This window comes from Cryobacterium sp. M91 (assembly GCF_002929615.1).
Classification (GTDB): domain Bacteria; phylum Actinomycetota; class Actinomycetes; order Actinomycetales; family Microbacteriaceae; genus Cryobacterium; species Cryobacterium levicorallinum.
The window spans coordinates 183237-199242 of record NZ_PJJT01000086.1; the positions used below are offsets into that span (position 1 = coordinate 183237).

The following is a 16006-nucleotide window of genomic DNA, read 5'->3' on the forward strand; positions in this document are numbered from 1 at the left end:
GAACGAAAGGCACTGCAATGAGTCGCAAAAAAACGGGTGGGTCGCGCGGAAGTAAGCCCACCCAGCACCCTGAGCACGATTACGTCTCGGTCTATTGCTCTGGCACGGCGAAACGTGCCCACCCAAAGTGGAAAATTGCCACTTTCATCACGATAGCGCGCGACGATGGCGCGGTATGGGTAGTGGACCCGAGCGGGTACACCGAGCCACTACGTGAAGGGCAGGTCTTGAACACGCCGATCGCTGATAAAGCCTTTCAGTGGCTTGTCGGTACCGAATGGCTGCCGAAAGACCGTCACCCGTTTTTCTCGAAACCAGACGGCTACCGTGAGCGGTGGAACCTGACATGCCGCGAGTGTGGACTCGCCAAGATTATCGCCGCCCCGGATGAGTTCTACTTGGTGCTCGATTCGCTGAATTTTCTAGGTGTTCGTGAGGTGGAGCTGCATCATTTCGCCAACTCAGAGAGTTCGATTAGCAACTAGACCTAAGTAGGTGCTATAGTTTCACGTGCACGGCGTTAGGGTTCGCACAATAAGAACTCCCCGGTTGCACCAGCCTCTCAGCAGAGGAAGCTTTTCCCTGCTTGGAGGCTTTTTTTGTCTTGGACCATTGAACGCGCTCGTGTCGCGTCACTCTCCCGCTCCCGCCCCGCCGACGACCCCGACCTCGTAGCCGCTCGCCTGCGACTCAAGGCCGCACGCGTTGAGGACTACATCACCCGCGTAGTGAGTGAGGCACCGCCGCTCACTCCCGAACAGCGCGACCGCCTCGCCGCATTGCTGCGCCCCGCTGGAATCGCCGCGTGAACGAGAAGAACCGGCCCGCGGGAACGGGACCGGCTCAGAAACTCATTGATAAAGCGACTACCGCCAGCATACCGGAAACCCCCGACGCTCGCCTAGTCCCACTGATCGGGCACACCGTCGAGAAGTCGCTCAGTGCAGCTCTCAGCCGCCTACTGCGTGACGAGATCAGCCTGGACGAACTCACGCCGGCCCTTGCAGACTTCTTCCTTGCAGGCCACCGTGCAGCGCTAGCCAGCGTGTTGCCCGACCTGACCCGCGTGGAGATCGAACGGGACCAGGCGCAGGCCGATGCAACGCGCTACTACAACGCCGCATTTAACCCGCGTGCGCCGATCCGCATTGGGCCGAGCTACGCGGAGCTTGAAATCACCCGACACGAGATCTACTCAGGCGGCGCCAAGTGAGCGGCGATGTCGTCATTCTCGACGGCTCGACGGTTACAGACGGTTCAAGCGGTTCATTACTGGGGTCTACCTTGACCGAAGTTCGAGAATGGCTCGCCCGGTTTATCTCCGTGCCTGACCCGCTCGACCTCGACCTGCTCGCGCTCTGGGCTGCACACACTCACGTTGCACTCGAAACGTATTCCACCCCTCGGCTCGTGCTCGACTCCACGATGCCAGGGAGCGGTAAGACGACCGTTCTGGAACACCTGCAGCGACTCTGCCACGACCCGATTCAGGCCGCGTCGATCTCATCCCCCGCGTTGCTCGCCCGGATGCTGTCCAAGGGAATCCGAACGATCCTGATTGACGAAGTTGACCGGTCCCTCGACCCGAAGAAACCCGGCGTCGAAGACCTCATTGCAATTCTCAATAGTGGGTACAAGCGCGGCGCCACTCGCCCGGTGCTCGTGCCGGCCAAGGGCGGCGAATGGGACGTAGCCGAGATGTCGACTTACGCCCCGGTGGCAATGGCGGGCAACTCCCCCCACCTGCCCGATGACACCCGATCACGGTCGATCCGCGTTCTGCTCATGCCTGACCTGTACGGAGTAGTTGAATCCTCCGACTGGGAAGAGATCGAAGCGGATGCCCGCGACCACGCGGAAGCGCTCGCGAGTGCAATGGACGCCGCCCGGGAATTCATCCGCACAGTTCGCCCCGACCTGCCCACCGGCTGCGTAGGCCGCATGAAGGAGAAGTGGAACCCGCTCAAGCGCGTTGCTGCGGCTGCGGGCGGTACGTGGCCCGATGTCGCAGACCGCCTGATCGATCGAGACATTCAAGAGGTAGAGATGGAACGAGAAGAGGGTCTTATGAAGCTCCCGCCCCAGATGGTAATGCTCATGGACCTGTACGCGGTATGGCCTGAGAGTGAGCCGTTCGTGAACACCAACGACCTCGTGAGTCGGTTGATCCAGACCAACCCGGATTACTGGGATGCCGGGAGTGCCTACGGTCGCGCGCTCACCGTGCAGCGACTCGGCAGAACCCTCGTGCTCATCAAGATCAGGTCTACCAAGAACTCGCGGGACCAGCGCGGATACGCCCGGGCCGACTTCCTCAAGTCGTGGCGACAGTCCGGCATCACCCCCCGTCAGGAACCGTCTGGACCGTCTGAAACTGTCGAGCCGTCTCCCGATGCCCCTGTAACGGAACCGCTGGAACCGTCGCAGACCGTCGAACCGTCTGTAGGTGTTCCAAATGGAACACCTGCCCCCGACACCTGTCCAGTTCTGGACACCTGCCGAGTCTGCGCCGCTCCTTTGCTCGCCCCGGCCTCGCGCGCTGCGGGTATCTGCGGGAAAAGGAACCCCGAGCACGACGCCGAGCGGATCGCAGCATGAGCCGCGCCTCAGTCGCATTCACCCGGTTACAGGTCGCCATGCTCACCACGGACCCGGCGTGCCAGCGTGACGACCGCTTTACCGACGACGACCAGGAGATCGGGCCGCTCGGTCCTATCTGCCGAGCCTGCCCGCTCTACGACCTATGCGCCACCTATGCCGAGCTCGACCGGCCACTAGGTGGAATCTGGGCCGGCAAGCGGTACCGAAACAACATCAAGTCCAACACGCACCACGAAAAGGAGAAGTAATCATGGCACTCTATCGAACCCCTCCGGGAGACGGACTCGAACCGCTCATCCGCGAGCTGAAAGACATCCGCATGCAGCTCCGCGATTTGCAACGCCCGTCTGGAACGAACATCGGCAACACGGCGAAGCAGGTGCAACTGCTGGTCGCCAAAGTCAACGAAACCCTCCTGAACATCGACGCCGGCGTGCAAGCGTCGATCGCGGCGAACTCGTACACGAAGGCGGTCATTGATTCACTCGTGGCAAGCCCGCCGGCAGGATCCGCGGTGACAGGGAACGTGAGCGCGACAGGGAACGTGAGCGCAACCGGGAGCGTGAGCGCTGGTGGTGCGGTATCTGGAGCCACCGGGACATTCAATTCAGGGATTAGTGCGCTCTCCGTGCACAGCACCCTGCTGACATCGGACTATAGGTCGGTCTACGTCGATAGCACCGGAAAATTCGGGTACCGACTGTGACCGCGGCATATGGCAGCGATGAATGGACAGAGGACGTGGCCGGCCTTGGTCAGTTCGTCAACTACGACGACCTCGAGGTGCCCTGTTGAGCATCACCACAAGCTCGCGGGGCTGGCCGGCAGACTACGGCCCCCTTGTGACCCTCACTGCACTCGGGCTGCACGACGACCCGACCCAGCGGCCCGAGTGGATCCACTACCCCCGCACGGAGATCAGAGAGGGTGCCGAGAGCTTCCACGCCTCGACCAATTACCTCAACCGGCACTCACTGCGGGCGCTGGCATCCCTCACTCTCGAAGGCTGGCTTGTGTACGTCGACCCCGAAATTGAGCACGCTGCGCTGCGTATCAAGGTCATGGCCGAGCACGCCACAGAGTTTCATCCCACCGAGCAAGACCAAGAAATCAAGGAGTAACAGCATGGACATCATCAACCTCGAGGGCCTCGGCGAAGACCCCGAAACCATTCGCAAGAATCGCCGCATCACCTCCATTGCGAAGACCTTCACAAAACCCGTCGCAGAACACCGCGCCCAGGTTGAGAAGGCACTCGATGCCGGACTCACGCTGTCGGCCAGCACCCTCATGTCAGCGGGTTACGCCGACAACGCCAAAGCAGCATTCACCGAACTGAACAACCAGGAAAGCAAATAACATGACCGCCACCAAGAACACCACGCCCGCCACCGCCGACGAACTTCACGCCGCACTTAGCGCGATCGAAGCCACCGAGCGCGCCGAGCAAGTACGACAGACCGAACTTGCGCGGGAGGCGCGAGCCATACAAGCACAGGCAGTGTTCGACGCCGCCCCCGGCCTCGATAAAGAACTCGAAGAAAGCGGGACCGCCTCCTACCAGGTGGCCGTCGATGGGGCCACCGCCGGCGACCTCAACGCAGCCTACGCCGGATATGTCGGCTGGCTCGGCTCCCGCTCAGCCCGCGCTCACGCCCGGCGCCAGATGCAGTCAGCCGCCGCCACCCTCGACGTTAGCCCGACCGTCTCCGGAGAGCTCGAGTACCGGCAGCCGCCGTTCACTGGCTTCATCGACAGCAACCTGAACAAAGCCGTGGAAGCCGACGCCAAGAAGCGCGTGGATGCCTACCTGACAGCCGCAGGACTGCCCGCGATGGACTGGTAGACCGGCACCACACGGGGCCGGTTCACACGAGCCGGCCCCACCTGCGGCCCCGACAGATCGGCATGCATAGGGGGTATGACCCCAAGCCCCACCGCTGCGCCACTAGCGGCATAGGCGCACATCTTGTCCACCCGGCGAAACAAAGAGCCCCTTTGACCGCTTTGACCCAATTAGGACCCCGAATTGACTGAAACGAAACCCCCTGAAACTGGCTCGAAACTCACTGTTCCGCGTGGCCTGAATAGTGCTGGAAGGAAGCTTTGGGACGCTGCCACGACTGAATTTGACTGGGCACACCACGAGCTGGCAATGCTCGAGGAAGGATGCCGAACCCGTGACCGGATCGTGCAGCTCGACGCGGCAGTTGCCACGGAAGGTCTGATGATTGCCAGTAGTCAGGGCAGCCGACTGCACCCCGCCATCGCAGAAGCTCGACAGCAACGCCTGACCCTTGCCCGGCTGCTCGTGTCGCTCGGCATCCCTGCGCTCGAGGGTTACGACCTCCCGGCTAGTCGCGGCGTTCGCGGCGTGTACGGCAAGGGTCGCCGCTGATGGTCGTTCGTAAGCGTCGCAATGCCCTTATCGACCACCCGGTGCGCATGGCCCGGTTTGACCCCTCAGAATGGCCTGAGCCGCCTGTGGAGGCGTTCGCAGCATGGCGGGTGCAGTACTTGACGTATTGGCGCCACGAGAGGCACCCAAGCGGAATCTACGGACTGCTGGGGACCATTCAGGCGGCGCGGTTACTTGTCACCACTGGCGAAGTTTGCAACCCGGAAGTGCTGGCACGCAAGAAGGCCGACCGCGCCTGGCACTGACCCTCGTGCACGGCGTGAACGCCGAGAGGATCATCAAGCGAGTGTTCAAGCGCTACGCGGTGCGCCTTCGGTCAAAAAGCACGGCTGACCGCGTTCTGCACGTCGAAAAGTTGGACGACCTTAAGTTTGCAGAATAGAACGAATCTCGAACGACTCACGCCCCCGTTGTCTTCGGACAGCGGGGGCTTTTTTGCATTCCCATGCTCCCAGCACGCGGCCCCCTCACTGGGAGTAGAACCGATTGAGCCCCGATCGTTAGCGTTCGATCATGGCTGACAAGTACGAGATCGCAGAATGGCTCATGAACGAGGTCCGCACGAATGGCCCTCGTCGGTCGTACCAAAGCCGTTTGGTCCGAGCAATGCGCGACAAGTTCGGTCAAGAATGGGCATACAAGAATCACAACGGAAACCCGGCTATCGACAAAGGTGTGCTGCGCCATTTTGGGACACTCAAGGACGAGTTCATTTTGTGGGATCGGTCCGATCAGTCCTGGCGCGTTGTCACGCCCGAAGACCTCGAGCGGATTGAAACGAGAAAAGGCGACCTCCAGCGCCGCAAGGAAGAAGGCGCACGCCTCCGGGCTGCCTACGCCGTTCACGTAGCGGCCCGCACCAACTAGTCAGAGCTTCACTAGTCCGCGCTCCGGACACAGCCACATCACCCCCCACCCCATCACGCGCGCGAAGCAACCGTCGTCGCGGCCCTCGGATTGGGACAGGAACTCATCCCCGGCTCATGCGAAGATCAAGACAACAGGGAGCTGGCTATGGGATTTTTCAGTCGAAAGCGCACAGTAACCTTCCTTCCGAATGCGACGGACACGATGCCTGTGGCCGGGGTGAGCTATCGGCAGTCGGCCATTCGCGGCAGGGGAATCGGACCGTTCCAGCTAATGGCGGATCCTGGCAACAAGTTCGACAAGAATGCGGTCGCCGTTTATCAGGACAAGAGACAGGTAGGCTTCGTGCCCGCTGACGAGGCGAAGCTATGGTGCAGCCTGGTCAAGAAGCTTTCTAAAGAGGGCACAGACGTCTGGGTTCACGGCGACGTGCGTCAAGACGGCCGAGACCGGTGGATCCTGCTGAACGTGCCGGCAAAGGACCAGGTCAGAGCTTGGCTCAAGCCTTAACCTGAGCGGTCCTACCTCTGCTCGGGTCTAGCCCCGACGACTTGCCCGACAATCCCGAACTCGTGCGTTAGCGGGCATCCTCGCGCCGCTGAGATGGTAGTGCGGCCCGAATGACCAGGGCACCGGGCCACATACGAGCGGCACAGTGGCGCCAATCACCGGGTACTCATTCCGGAGTATCTCCTACGTTCGCGGGGGCATCCGCCCGGCGCCACCGTACCGAGAGCCGATGACCCACCTACCGCGTAGGGCATCGGATAGCCCTATTTATGTTTTATTAGGCAAACCGGCCGTCATGAGCGTGATCAGCACCCAACCGGGCACGTCACCCGTCTCGTCGCGGAGCAGACCCTTGAAGCGAAGCATGATTCGGGACATGGCATTCTCTTTTCTGGTGAGCGGAACGGTACCGGGCAGTGCGTTTAGAAGCCGGACTGCAGAACAACCAGGCCGGGAAATACAGCGAATAGAACGGTCATCGGCAAAATCAGAAAAACCAGCGGCACGAGCATGGCAACTTCCTTCTTGCCGGCCATCTCGAGTAGCGAGCGTTTCGTCTGGTCGCGGGAATCCTGGGCCTGCGCGCGCAACACCTCGGCGATCGGCGAGCCCCGGTCGAGAGCACCGGTGACCTGATCGACAAATCGGGTCACCTCCGGCAACTGGATGCTCCGCGACAGCGCCAAGAGCGCCACCCCGAGCGGTACCCCCGCGTGCACCTCGGTGATCACCCCCGCGAATTCTCGCGACAGCTCCCCCGAACTCGTGCGGGACACCCGCCGGATCGAATCCAGGATGCCTTCCCCCGCCGACAGCGACAGGGTGAGAAATTCGAGAATGGTCGGCAACTCGCTGCGCATGCGGGCCAACCGGGCGGTGGCGGCCCGTTGCAGGAGCCAGTCCCGCAACACGGCGCCACCGATTCCCGCCACGAACGGCACTACCACGCGCGCCGGCCACGGCAGTTCCGGCAGGGTGACGATGGTGATCACCGTGCCGGCGGCAAAGGCGAGAAGCGCCCAGACCAGTTGCACCGAGCGAAACTCCAGCGCGGTCTTCGCCGAGCCTGACTGGTGGAGCCGGCGCGCGATGAACTCGCTGCCGCCGAGCAGGTTCGACAACCCGCGGGTGAGCGCCCCGAACAGCGGCGCAAACAGGCTGCCCAGCACAGGAATCGGGTTAACGGTTTTTCGGGCGACGATGCTGCGGGCTTCGGCGGAGACGTCGAGAATGTACGGCACGACCCGATCGATCAGACGGGGCCGGGTCAGCCGCGGCGTCAGGCTCACGAGCGACCACAGCCCCACACCGAGACCGCTGCCGCAGAGGACGGCCCAGCCCAGGCTCGCGCTCATGGCCTGCACCCGCCGGCTACGCGAACCATCGGCGTTCCTCCGGCAGCCGGCCGAGCGCGAGCATGACCCGGTAGGCCACGATTGACAGGGCCAGGCCGCTCGCGATCACGGCGACGCCAGCCGGCGAGTTGTAGGCGACGGCAGCCTCCGGGCGGGACGCGAGCAGCACCAGGATAATCCACGGTGCGGCCACCCCCAGTCGGGCCGCATTGACGACCCAGGACTGCCGCGCCTCAACTTCGAGCCGTACCGCGGCATCCTGCCGTAGCCAGGCTGCGAGGCTGCGCAGCACCACGGTGAGGTCGCTTCCACCCACTTCCCGGGCCATGCGCAGGGTTTCCAGGATGCGATCGGCGACCGGATCGGCGAGGGAGCGTTTGAGTTCGTCGACGCAGTAGCTGAAATTGCCGGTGGCCCGGTACTCCCGCTCGAACTGGGCAAACGCCGTGCGGGTGGCCACCGGTCCGGCCTGAGCGAGGCTACTCACGCTGTCGGGCAGGGCCAGCCCGGAACGCAGTGCCGACACGAGATGGTCGACGACATCGGGCCAGACCGTGCGATTGGCCCGGCGCCGGGCCGCGGCCCGCCACGAGACGATCAGCCACGGCAGCAGCACTCCGACCAGTCCGGCGACGGCGCTCAGGGCCTGTACGGCGAACAGGCCCTGCATCAGGGCAGCGGATGCCACACCCACGATCGTCGACACCGCCAGGAACGCCGACACCGGCACCGACCGCAGCCCGCCCTGAACCAGGCGCACCCGCATCCGCTCCCCGGCGCCCGCCCGGCCTCCCGCGGATACAGCGCCGGCCGGCCAGAGAAACGGCGCCAGCAGCAGCACGAGCCCACTCCCGAGCAGGCACCCCAGCACGAGAGTCATGCGGCACCCTGCCGCAACACCAGTGCCGGGTCGACGCCGGCGGCACGAAATTTGGCGAGCTTGGTGGGATGCGAGCCGGTCGGATCGAGGTGCCCGTGCGGGGACAGAAACAGGGGGCTCGCCTCGATCGTCGAGCCGGCCAGTTGGCCGCTCGGCGCAATGATCTCAGTGACCCGGCGACGGCCGTGCCGATCAATCTCGCAGTGCACCACGATGTCGATGCAGCCGGCCACCGTCGGCAGCACGAACGACGAGTCGATGTTGCGGCCGGCCAGCAGCGGCAGGGTGGAGAGCTTGGCCAGCGCGTCCCTGGCACTGTTGGCATGAATCGAGCACATTCCGGGGAGCCCGCTATTAAGGGCGATCAGCAGGTCGAGGCTTTCAGCCTCGCGCACCTCACCGACCACTAGCCGGTCGGGCCGCATGCGCAGGGATTCCTTGATCAGGCGGCGCAGGGTGATTTCGCCGGTGCCCTCGAGGCTGGGCTGCCGGCACTGCATCGCGACGACGTCTCGTGCCGACAGATCGAGTTCGAAGGTCTCCTCGACGGTCACGATGCGCTCACCCGGCCGCGTCGACGAGAGCAAGGCGTTCAGCATCGTGGTCTTGCCGGTCTGGGTGGCGCCGGAGACCAGAATATTCTGGCCGCCGAGCACGCAGATCCGCAGAAAATCGGCGGCCTGCTGGGTGAGTGAGCCGAGCCCGACGAGCTGGTTCAGATCGCGAATACGCCGGGTGAACTTGCGGATGTTCACCGCCCAATATTTTCGCGTTATATCTGGGATCACGACGTGAAGTCGGGAACCGTCCGGTAGCGAGGCGTCGACGAACGGCGACGAGAGGTCGACTCGGCGACCGGAGGCCTGCAGCATCCGCTCAACGAGGTCGCGCACGTCCTGCTCGCCGAGCAGCAGCGTGGTCAGCTCTGGGACCCCGTCGCGGGCGACGAATACCCGGGCCGGGCCATTGATCCAAATCTCTTCGATCTCCGGATCATCCAGAAACGGCTGCAAGACGCCGAAACCGGTCAGCGCGGCCACAACCTCGCGGGCGGCCTGGTGCTCGTCGGCGATCATCGGCGCGAGCCCGCTGAGCGCCCGCTCGCTGTACCGGCGCAGTTCGTCGCGCACGTACTGCTCGACCAGCGCGTTATTGGCCGCCAGGTCGACGCCCTCGCGGCGCACCCGCGATCGCACTTGCTCTGTGATGATACGAACGGCTTCGGTCATCCCCGTATAATGGCCTCATTTGCCGTTCTGCGTATAAGTTATCCACAGGGCTTGTTTTTAGGTGCCCCGAGCCCCAAAAATGGTCGCAACGGATGCCGGGCATCCGTTGCGATTATCAGCGATCGACCCAGCGTCAGCGCGCTGACCAGCCGCCGTCCATCGTGTAGCTCGACCCGGTGACCATGGCAGCATCGTCGGAGGCGAGCCAGGCCACGAGCGACCCGACCTCGGCTGGTTCAACCAGTCGTTTGATCGCGCTCTCGGTGAGCATGATCTTGCTGAGCACCTCGGCCTCCGGAATACCGTGCACCAGAGCCTGGTCGGTGATCTGCTTCTCGACCAGGGGGGTGCGCACGTAACCGGGGGCCACGCAGTTGCTCGTCACTCCGTGCGCCCCGCCCTCGAGGGCGGTCACCTTGGACAGGCCTTCAAGCCCGTGCTTGGCCGAGACATAGGCACTCTTGAACGGCGAGGCACGAATGCCGTGCACCGAGGACACGTTGATGATGCGCCCAAAGTTCGCCGCGTACATCTGCGGCAGTACGGCCCGAATCAACAGGAACGGGGCCTCCAGCATAAGCGTGAGAATGTTGTGAAAATCGGCCGGATTGAAGTCCTGGATCGGATTGATCCGCTGAATTCCCGCGTTATTGACCAGAATGTCGACGCCGTCGAGAGCAGTGGCAAGAGCGTTATCGGTGAGGGCCTCGGTGGCCATCAGGTTGACGGTCCAGATTGATCCACCGACCTCCTCGGCCAGGGCGGTCGCCTCCGCTGTGTCGATGTCGGCGACGACGACGTGCGCGCCCCGAGCGGCGAGCGTTCGAACGACGGCCGCGCCGATTCCGCTCGCCCCGCCGGTGACGAAGGCGCGACGACCGGCGAGGGGCTGGCTCAGGGTTCGAACGGAGACGCTGCTGGCAAGGAAGGTGTTGGCGCTGACGGCGTCGGTGAGATCAGTCATTTGGTTCCTTTTGGTTGCGCGATCGCTGCAGGGTGGGTCGGTCTGAGGCGGGGCACCCACGGCGCCCCACCTCAGACGATCGAATGAGTTGAGCCGGTCAGTTGCCGGAGGAGGCGGGCTCGAGCCCATGCTTGCGGGCGTCGACCGCGTCGACCTCGCGCAGCGATGCCCCCTTGGTCTCCTTCAGGGTGACGACGGCGACCACGGTGATCGCGCAGGCGATCATGATGTAGATCGCGACGGGAACCCACGTGTTGTACTGCTGCAGCAGCGCGGCGGCAATGATCGGCGCCATCGACCCGGCCAGAATCGACGTGACCTGGTAGCCGAGTGATACCCCGGAGTAGCGCATCCGAGTCGGGAACATTTCGCTCATGATCGCGGGCTGACCGGCATACATCAGGGCGTGGAAGCAGAGCCCGACCGTGACGGCGAGAATGATGAGCACCGGGTTCAGCGTGTCGAACATGGGGAAGGCGAAGAATGCCCAGCTGGCACCTAGCACGGCACCGGCGAGGTAGACGGGCTTACGGCCGAGGCGGTCCGAAAGGCGGCCGACCTGCGGAATCACGATGAAGTGCACGACGTGGGCGATCAGCAGGGCGATCAGCAGCTGGCCCGTGTCGTACTCGTGCACCGTCTTCAAATAGACGATCGAGAAACTCACGATGATGTAGTACAGGATGTTTTCGGCGAAGCGCAGACCCATGGCTCCGAGGATTCCCTTGGGGTACTTCTTCACGACCTCGAGCACGCCATAGTTGACGGCCTTCTCGGCCTCAACCTGGGCACGGGCCTCGAGAAAGATCGGGGCTTCGCTGACGTGGGTGCGAATGTAGTAGCCGATCACGACGATGATCGCGGAGAGCCAGAACGCCACACGCCAGCCCCAGCTGAGGAACTGCTCGGGCGGAAGGAGCCAGGTCATGGTCAGCAGCACGAGGGTGGCGAGCAGGTTGCCCACCGGAACGGCGGCCTGCGGCCAGCTTGACCAGAAGCCACGCGACGCGTTCGGGCTGTGCTCGGCGACGAGCAGAACGGCGCCGCCCCACTCGCCACCGACGGCGAAGCCCTGGATGAAGCGGAGGGCCACGAGCAGCGCGGGGGCCCAGTAGCCGATGGTGTCGAAGCCGGGCAGGCAGCCCATGAGGAAGGTGGCGGCACCAACCATGATGATCGTCACCTGCAGGGTGTGCTTGCGACCGAGTTTGTCACCGATCTGGCCGAACACGATGCCGCCCAAAGGCCGCGCAATGAACCCGACGGCGTAGGTGAGGAAGGCGGCGATAATGCCGTCCAGCTCACTGCCGGCGTTCGGGAAGAAGACCGTGCCGAAGACCAGGCTCGCGGCCGTGGCATAGAGAAAGAACTCATACCATTCCACGACCGTGCCCACCATCGACGCGGCGACGATCTTCTTGAGGCCGGACTTTTCAGTTTCGCTGCCGGCGGTTGGCGTGGTCTTACCGGAATCGGCAGCCCCAACGCGTTGATTGACACTCATTGTCTGTCTCCTTTGTGTCGTCAATGACACGTGCTGTGCGGTGAGAAGTGCGCGGAAGATTTCGGCCGCCTGGCTGAAGCACGACCTGACTGAGTATTCCCGCAGGACGGCCGGGCAACAAGAGTCAAAATGACAGAGCGCGTGTGCATAATTGCAGATATGACCTTTGAACCGGCTGGTACCGACCCACACCCCGATGATCTGCTGATCTTTCTGGCCGTTGCCCGCACCGGGCGTTTCACGACCGCCGCCGAGGGCCTGGGCCTCAACCACACCACGGTGTCCCGGCGGATCGCCGCTCTGGAGAAGGCGCTCGACGGTCGTCTGTTGGCCCGCGCTGTCGGCGGCTGGGAGTTGACCGAGCTCGGACACCGAGCCCTGACTGCGGCCGAAGGCGTCGAATCGGCGCTCACCCTGCTGCGCAGCTCCGCGACAGATTCCCCGCAGCTGTCCGGAGTGGTGCGCATGTCGGCCACCGACGGGTTTAGCGCCTACATCGCCGCCCCGGCCGTGGCAGCGCTACAGCGACGGCATCCGCTGCTGCGAGTTGAAATCGTCACCGTGACACGTCGCGCCCTGCAGCACCGCTCCGGCCTGGATATCGAGGTCGTGGTCGGTGAGCCGCAGGTGCACCGGGCCGAATCGATCCTGCTCGGCTATTACCACCTCGGTATGTACGCCTCCCGGCCGTACCTGGCCGAACACGGCACTCCGACGACGGTGGAGGAGCTGACGCAGCATCCGCTCGTCTATTTTGTGGATTCGATGCTGCAGGTCGACGATCTCGACGCGCCCAGGCGGCTGGTACCGCAGATGCGGGAGTCGCTCAGCTCGACGAACGTCTTCGTGCATGTCGAGGGCACCAGGGCCGGCGCTGGAATCGGCTTCCTGCCGTGTTTCATGGCCGATCAGCACGCTGATCTGGTACGGGTGCTGCCGCAAAGTTTTCAGGAGCGACTGCCGTACTGGATGGTATTGCGCACCGAATCGCTGCGGCTGCCCGCCGTGGCGGCACTGGTGGGCGCCCTGCGTGCCCAGATGGAATCGTATGCCGCGGCGTTGCTTGGTCATCACGACGGCCAGCGAGATCCTGCCGCGCAACTGGCCGTCTAGACTAGGAGCACACCGGCGGGAGTGGTGGAATTGGCAGACACGCAGGATTTAGGTTCCTGTGCTTTCGAGCGTGGGGGTTCAAGTCCCCTCTCCCGCACACGGTCATCGGGCGTCACCTCCCCCTAATGCCGGGGCGGAGCGGCCGGGCAATTTCCCACGATTGCGCGATACTCTGGGCTCGTTATCCGCTGCACTCACCCGATAAATGCCCGCCGCCAACTGGAGTTCCCTGCATGAATCCCACCGCACTGATTCCCTGGCTCGACCCGACCCAGATCATCGAATCGGCCGGTCCGTGGGCGCTGCTCGTCGTCTGTGCCATCGTCTTCGCCGAGACCGGATTGCTCGTCGGATTTCTCCTCCCCGGGGACACGCTGTTGATCATCACCGGCCTACTCGCGTTCCCCGCAGCCGGCGTGATTCAGATCGACATCTGGTGGGTCGCACTGGCCATCGGCTTTGCGGCATTTCTCGGCGGCGAGGTCGGCTACCTCATCGGTCATAAGTTCGGCCCGCGCGTCTTCGAACGCAAGGAATCCGGCCTGTTCAGCATTAAAAACGTTGACCGCACCAATGCATTCTTCGTGCGTTTCGGCGGCGTCGCCGTCATCGTGGCCCGGTTTGTGCCGATCGTGCGTACCTTTGCCCCGGTCGCCGCCGGTGTCGGCCACATGGACTACCGCAAGTACACCCTGTACAACCTGATCGGTGCCCTGCTCTGGGGAACCGGGCTGACCCTTGCAGGCTATTTTCTCGGCTACATTCCGCCGGTCGCTGACTTCGTGACGGCCTACATCGACCTGATCCTAATCGGTGCCGTCGTGATCACCCTGATCCCGACGGTGTACCACTACGTGCAGTCGGTCGTGAAGGCCCGTCGCCTGCGCGATCGGCCCAGCGAAGCCACCGGCAGCCACCTGCTCGACCCCGACACGTTCAAGACGAACCACTCCGGCCGGCACGAGGTCTGATCAGCTGCTTCTGATCAACTGGTTCTGATCAGCTCAGCGGTGCTGCTGGTCTTCGTGCTCGGCGTGCTCGGACGGTTCCAGCTGAAAGGTGGAGTGGGCGACGTCGAAATGCTTCGCCAGGCACCCCGACAGCTCGTCGAGCAGGGTGCCCGTGCCGGCAGCGAGCACCGTCGGTTCGACGACGACGTGGGCGGTGAACACGTGCGCGCCGCTCGTAATGGCCCAAACGTGCACGTCGTGCACGGCGACGACACCAGTGGTACCGAGCAGGTGGCGCCGAATCTCGGACACGTCCGTGTCGGCCGGTGTTGACTGACTGAACACCCGCACGACGTCCCGCAGCAAGAAGTAAGCGCGCGGCACGATCATTCCGGCGATGACCAGCGAAGCGACAGCATCCGCCCCCGCAAAACCGGTCAAGAGGATGACGATGGCCGCGACGATCACAGCTACCGACCCGAGAGCGTCACCGAGCACCTCGAGGTAGGCGCCACGCATGTTGATCGACCCGGCGGCGGCCGGACGCAGCAGCACCATAGCCGCCACGTTCGCGGCGAGACCGATGATCGCAACGACGAGCATCGGAGTGCCGAGCACCTCCGTGTCGCTCGGGCGCACCAGCCGCAGCACCGCCGCGACGGAGACGACACCGGCCACCACGAGCAGGATCAGACCATTGATGAGCGCGCCGAATACCTCAGCGCGCTGAAAGCCGAAGGTGGCCCGGTCCGTGGCTGGCCTTGCCGCGACCAGGGTGGCGGTCAACGCGACGATGAGCCCGAACAGGTCGGAGAGCATGTGCCCGGCGTCGGCCAACAGGGCGAGCGAGCCGGTCAGCCAGGCTCCCAGTACCTCGAGCACCAGAACGGAACCCACGATGCCGATGGCGATCGACAAACGCCTCCGATTCGATCCGGTGCCGTGCGCGTGATCGTGGCCCATGGCACAAGGTTAGGGCCGTGGTGGGCTGCTCGCCAGCCGCCCGGCGAGTTGGCAGTGAATCAGCTGCCGAGCACCTCGCGCAGTACCGGAACGAGACCCTCGAAGGCGATCGCCCGATGGCTAACCTGGTTTTTCACGTGCCCCGAGAGTTCGGCGGCCGAGATGGCATAGCCCTCCGGCAGAAAGATCGGGTCGTACCCGAATCCATTCTCGCCGGCCGGTTCGAACAGAAGCTGCCCCGGCCATTCGCCGGTCACGGCACGTTCGGTGCCGTCGGGCAGCGCGAGGGCTGCCACGCAGGTGAAGTGCGCGTCGCGGTGCTGCTCGGGAACGTCGCTGAGCTGCCAGAGCAACAGGCGCAGATTCTCGCCAGCATCTTTGGCCGGGCCAGACCAGCGCGCAGAAAAGATGCCGGGCGCTCCGCCGAGAATGTCGACACAGATGCCGGAATCGTCGGCAATGGCCGGCAGCCCGGTGTGCGCCGCGGCAGCACGGGCCTTGATCAGGGCGTTCTCGGTGAAACTGACGCCGTCTTCGACCGGCTCGGGGCCGTCGTAGGCGAGCACCTCAACGCCCGGAAGCTGTGGGGCCAGGATGCGCCGCAGCTCTTCAACCTTGTGGGCGTTGTGCGTGGCGAGAACGATCTGCACG

21 protein-coding genes and 1 tRNA gene are annotated in these 16006 nt (G+C 63.8%); 15 read left to right on the plus strand and 7 right to left on the minus strand.

The genetic code is table 11. The annotated features are described in order from the left end of the window. Positions 1-17 precede the first annotated feature (17 nt). From CXY80_RS19150 to CXY80_RS12120, 12 genes are all read left to right on the plus strand, one after another. Entirely contained in the window at positions 18-485 is a 468-nt protein-coding gene (locus CXY80_RS19150; protein WP_146070727.1) for a hypothetical protein, read from the plus strand. Positions 486-599: 114 nt separating this feature from the next. Beyond that, entirely contained in the window at positions 600-809 is a 210-nt protein-coding gene (locus CXY80_RS12065) for a hypothetical protein (protein WP_104132654.1), read from the plus strand. Beyond that, complete coding sequence (locus tag CXY80_RS12070; protein ID WP_104132655.1) at positions 806-1213, plus strand: hypothetical protein; 408 nt, start codon at positions 806-808, stop codon at positions 1211-1213. The genes CXY80_RS12065 and CXY80_RS12070 overlap by 4 nt, the downstream gene beginning before the upstream one ends. Positions 1214-1284: 71 nt before the next feature. Then, entirely contained in the window at positions 1285-2598 is a 1314-nt protein-coding gene (locus CXY80_RS12075) for a DUF3631 domain-containing protein (RefSeq protein ID WP_233195324.1), read from the plus strand. Continuing rightward, on the plus strand, positions 2595-2849 hold the full coding sequence (locus CXY80_RS12080) for a hypothetical protein (RefSeq protein WP_104132657.1): 255 nt from the start codon (positions 2595-2597) through the stop codon (positions 2847-2849). Before CXY80_RS12075 ends, CXY80_RS12080 begins: the two co-directional genes overlap by 4 nt. 2 nt (positions 2850-2851) lie before the next feature. Continuing rightward, positions 2852-3307, plus strand: coding sequence for a hypothetical protein (locus tag CXY80_RS12085; protein ID WP_104132658.1), 456 nt, complete (start codon positions 2852-2854; stop codon positions 3305-3307). Between the two features lie 85 nt (positions 3308-3392). Next, on the plus strand, positions 3393-3722 hold the full coding sequence (locus CXY80_RS12090) for a hypothetical protein (protein ID WP_104132659.1): 330 nt from the start codon (positions 3393-3395) through the stop codon (positions 3720-3722). Positions 3723-3726: 4 nt separating this feature from the next. Further along, on the plus strand, positions 3727-3960 hold the full coding sequence (locus tag CXY80_RS12095; RefSeq protein ID WP_104132660.1) for a hypothetical protein: 234 nt from the start codon (positions 3727-3729) through the stop codon (positions 3958-3960). A 1-nt stretch (position 3961) separates the two neighbouring features. Further along, entirely contained in the window at positions 3962-4447 is a 486-nt protein-coding gene (locus CXY80_RS12100) for a hypothetical protein (RefSeq protein ID WP_104132661.1), read from the plus strand. A 381-nt stretch (positions 4448-4828) separates the two neighbouring features. Then, positions 4829-4999 carry a hypothetical protein gene (locus CXY80_RS12105; RefSeq protein ID WP_199182261.1) on the plus strand — a complete coding sequence of 57 codons (171 nt, stop codon included), beginning with the start codon at positions 4829-4831 and terminating at the stop codon, positions 4997-4999. Between the two features lie 534 nt (positions 5000-5533). Then, a complete protein-coding gene (locus CXY80_RS12115; RefSeq protein WP_104132664.1) occupies positions 5534-5887 on the plus strand; it encodes a hypothetical protein in 354 nt (117 codons plus the stop codon). A 147-nt stretch (positions 5888-6034) separates the two neighbouring features. Next, a complete protein-coding gene (locus CXY80_RS12120) occupies positions 6035-6397 on the plus strand; it encodes an HIRAN domain-containing protein (protein ID WP_104132665.1) in 363 nt (120 codons plus the stop codon). A 422-nt stretch (positions 6398-6819) separates the two neighbouring features. On the opposite strand, the gene CXY80_RS12125 is transcribed toward CXY80_RS12120, so the two are convergent. From CXY80_RS12125 to CXY80_RS12145, 5 genes are all read right to left on the minus strand, one after another. Further along, on the minus strand, positions 6820-7752 hold the full coding sequence (locus CXY80_RS12125; RefSeq protein WP_092449454.1) for a type II secretion system F family protein: 933 nt from the start codon (positions 7750-7752) through the stop codon (positions 6820-6822). Between the two features lie 16 nt (positions 7753-7768). After that, positions 7769-8632, minus strand: a complete 864-nt coding sequence (locus tag CXY80_RS12130) for a type II secretion system F family protein (protein ID WP_092449367.1) — start codon at positions 8630-8632, stop codon at positions 7769-7771. Further along, positions 8629-9861: a CpaF family protein gene (locus CXY80_RS12135; RefSeq protein ID WP_104132666.1), complete on the minus strand. Its 1233-nt coding sequence runs from the start codon at positions 9859-9861 to the stop codon at positions 8629-8631. The genes CXY80_RS12130 and CXY80_RS12135 overlap by 4 nt, the downstream gene beginning before the upstream one ends. A 133-nt stretch (positions 9862-9994) precedes the next feature. Then, positions 9995-10759: a 3-hydroxybutyrate dehydrogenase gene (locus CXY80_RS12140; protein WP_092449456.1), complete on the minus strand. Its 765-nt coding sequence runs from the start codon at positions 10757-10759 to the stop codon at positions 9995-9997. Between the two features lie 163 nt (positions 10760-10922). Next, complete coding sequence (locus tag CXY80_RS12145; RefSeq protein ID WP_092449371.1) at positions 10923-12329, minus strand: MFS transporter; 1407 nt, start codon at positions 12327-12329, stop codon at positions 10923-10925. Between the two features lie 159 nt (positions 12330-12488). Here CXY80_RS12145 and CXY80_RS12150 point away from each other — a divergent pair, with 159 nt between their 5' ends. The 3 genes from CXY80_RS12150 to CXY80_RS12160 all read left to right on the plus strand — a co-directional run bounded on the left by CXY80_RS12150 (position 12489) and on the right by CXY80_RS12160 (position 14413). Next, positions 12489-13442: a LysR family transcriptional regulator gene (locus CXY80_RS12150; protein ID WP_198415547.1), complete on the plus strand. Its 954-nt coding sequence runs from the start codon at positions 12489-12491 to the stop codon at positions 13440-13442. Between the two features lie 15 nt (positions 13443-13457). Then, positions 13458-13539: transfer RNA gene (locus CXY80_RS12155), tRNA-Leu, on the plus strand. A 136-nt stretch (positions 13540-13675) separates the two neighbouring features. Further along, a complete protein-coding gene (locus CXY80_RS12160; protein WP_092449375.1) occupies positions 13676-14413 on the plus strand; it encodes a DedA family protein in 738 nt (245 codons plus the stop codon). 33 nt (positions 14414-14446) lie between these two features. Here the strand turns inward: CXY80_RS12160 and CXY80_RS12165 are convergent, their stop codons facing one another. Together CXY80_RS12165 and rdgB are read right to left on the minus strand one after the other, a co-directional pair. Beyond that, positions 14447-15355: a cation diffusion facilitator family transporter gene (locus CXY80_RS12165; protein ID WP_104132667.1), complete on the minus strand. Its 909-nt coding sequence runs from the start codon at positions 15353-15355 to the stop codon at positions 14447-14449. Positions 15356-15414: 59 nt separating this feature from the next. Beyond that, positions 15415-16005, minus strand: coding sequence for an RdgB/HAM1 family non-canonical purine NTP pyrophosphatase (gene rdgB, locus CXY80_RS12170; RefSeq protein WP_092449379.1), 591 nt, complete (start codon positions 16003-16005; stop codon positions 15415-15417). Position 16006 lies beyond the last annotated feature (1 nt).

Coding starts and splice junctions, on each gene's coding strand:
- CXY80_RS12100 (WP_104132661.1), top strand. CDS start 3,962: ATGACCGCCACCAAGAACACCACGCCCGCCACCGCCGACGAACTTCAC.
- CXY80_RS12165 (WP_104132667.1), bottom strand. CDS start 15,355: ATGGGCCACGATCACGCGCACGGCACCGGATCGAATCGGAGGCGTTTG.
- CXY80_RS12135 (WP_104132666.1), bottom strand. CDS start 9,861: ATGACCGAAGCCGTTCGTATCATCACAGAGCAAGTGCGATCGCGGGTG.
- CXY80_RS12105 (WP_199182261.1), top strand. CDS start 4,829: ATGATTGCCAGTAGTCAGGGCAGCCGACTGCACCCCGCCATCGCAGAA.
- CXY80_RS12095 (WP_104132660.1), top strand. CDS start 3,727: ATGGACATCATCAACCTCGAGGGCCTCGGCGAAGACCCCGAAACCATT.
- CXY80_RS12130 (WP_092449367.1), bottom strand. CDS start 8,632: ATGACTCTCGTGCTGGGGTGCCTGCTCGGGAGTGGGCTCGTGCTGCTG.
- CXY80_RS12120 (WP_104132665.1), top strand. CDS start 6,035: ATGGGATTTTTCAGTCGAAAGCGCACAGTAACCTTCCTTCCGAATGCG.
- CXY80_RS12150 (WP_198415547.1), top strand. CDS start 12,489: ATGACCTTTGAACCGGCTGGTACCGACCCACACCCCGATGATCTGCTG.
- CXY80_RS19150 (WP_146070727.1), top strand. CDS start 18: ATGAGTCGCAAAAAAACGGGTGGGTCGCGCGGAAGTAAGCCCACCCAG.
- CXY80_RS12080 (WP_104132657.1), top strand. CDS start 2,595: ATGAGCCGCGCCTCAGTCGCATTCACCCGGTTACAGGTCGCCATGCTC.
- CXY80_RS12085 (WP_104132658.1), top strand. CDS start 2,852: ATGGCACTCTATCGAACCCCTCCGGGAGACGGACTCGAACCGCTCATC.
- CXY80_RS12125 (WP_092449454.1), bottom strand. CDS start 7,752: ATGAGCGCGAGCCTGGGCTGGGCCGTCCTCTGCGGCAGCGGTCTCGGT.
- CXY80_RS12145 (WP_092449371.1), bottom strand. CDS start 12,329: ATGAGTGTCAATCAACGCGTTGGGGCTGCCGATTCCGGTAAGACCACG.
- CXY80_RS12160 (WP_092449375.1), top strand. CDS start 13,676: ATGAATCCCACCGCACTGATTCCCTGGCTCGACCCGACCCAGATCATC.
- CXY80_RS12115 (WP_104132664.1), top strand. CDS start 5,534: ATGGCTGACAAGTACGAGATCGCAGAATGGCTCATGAACGAGGTCCGC.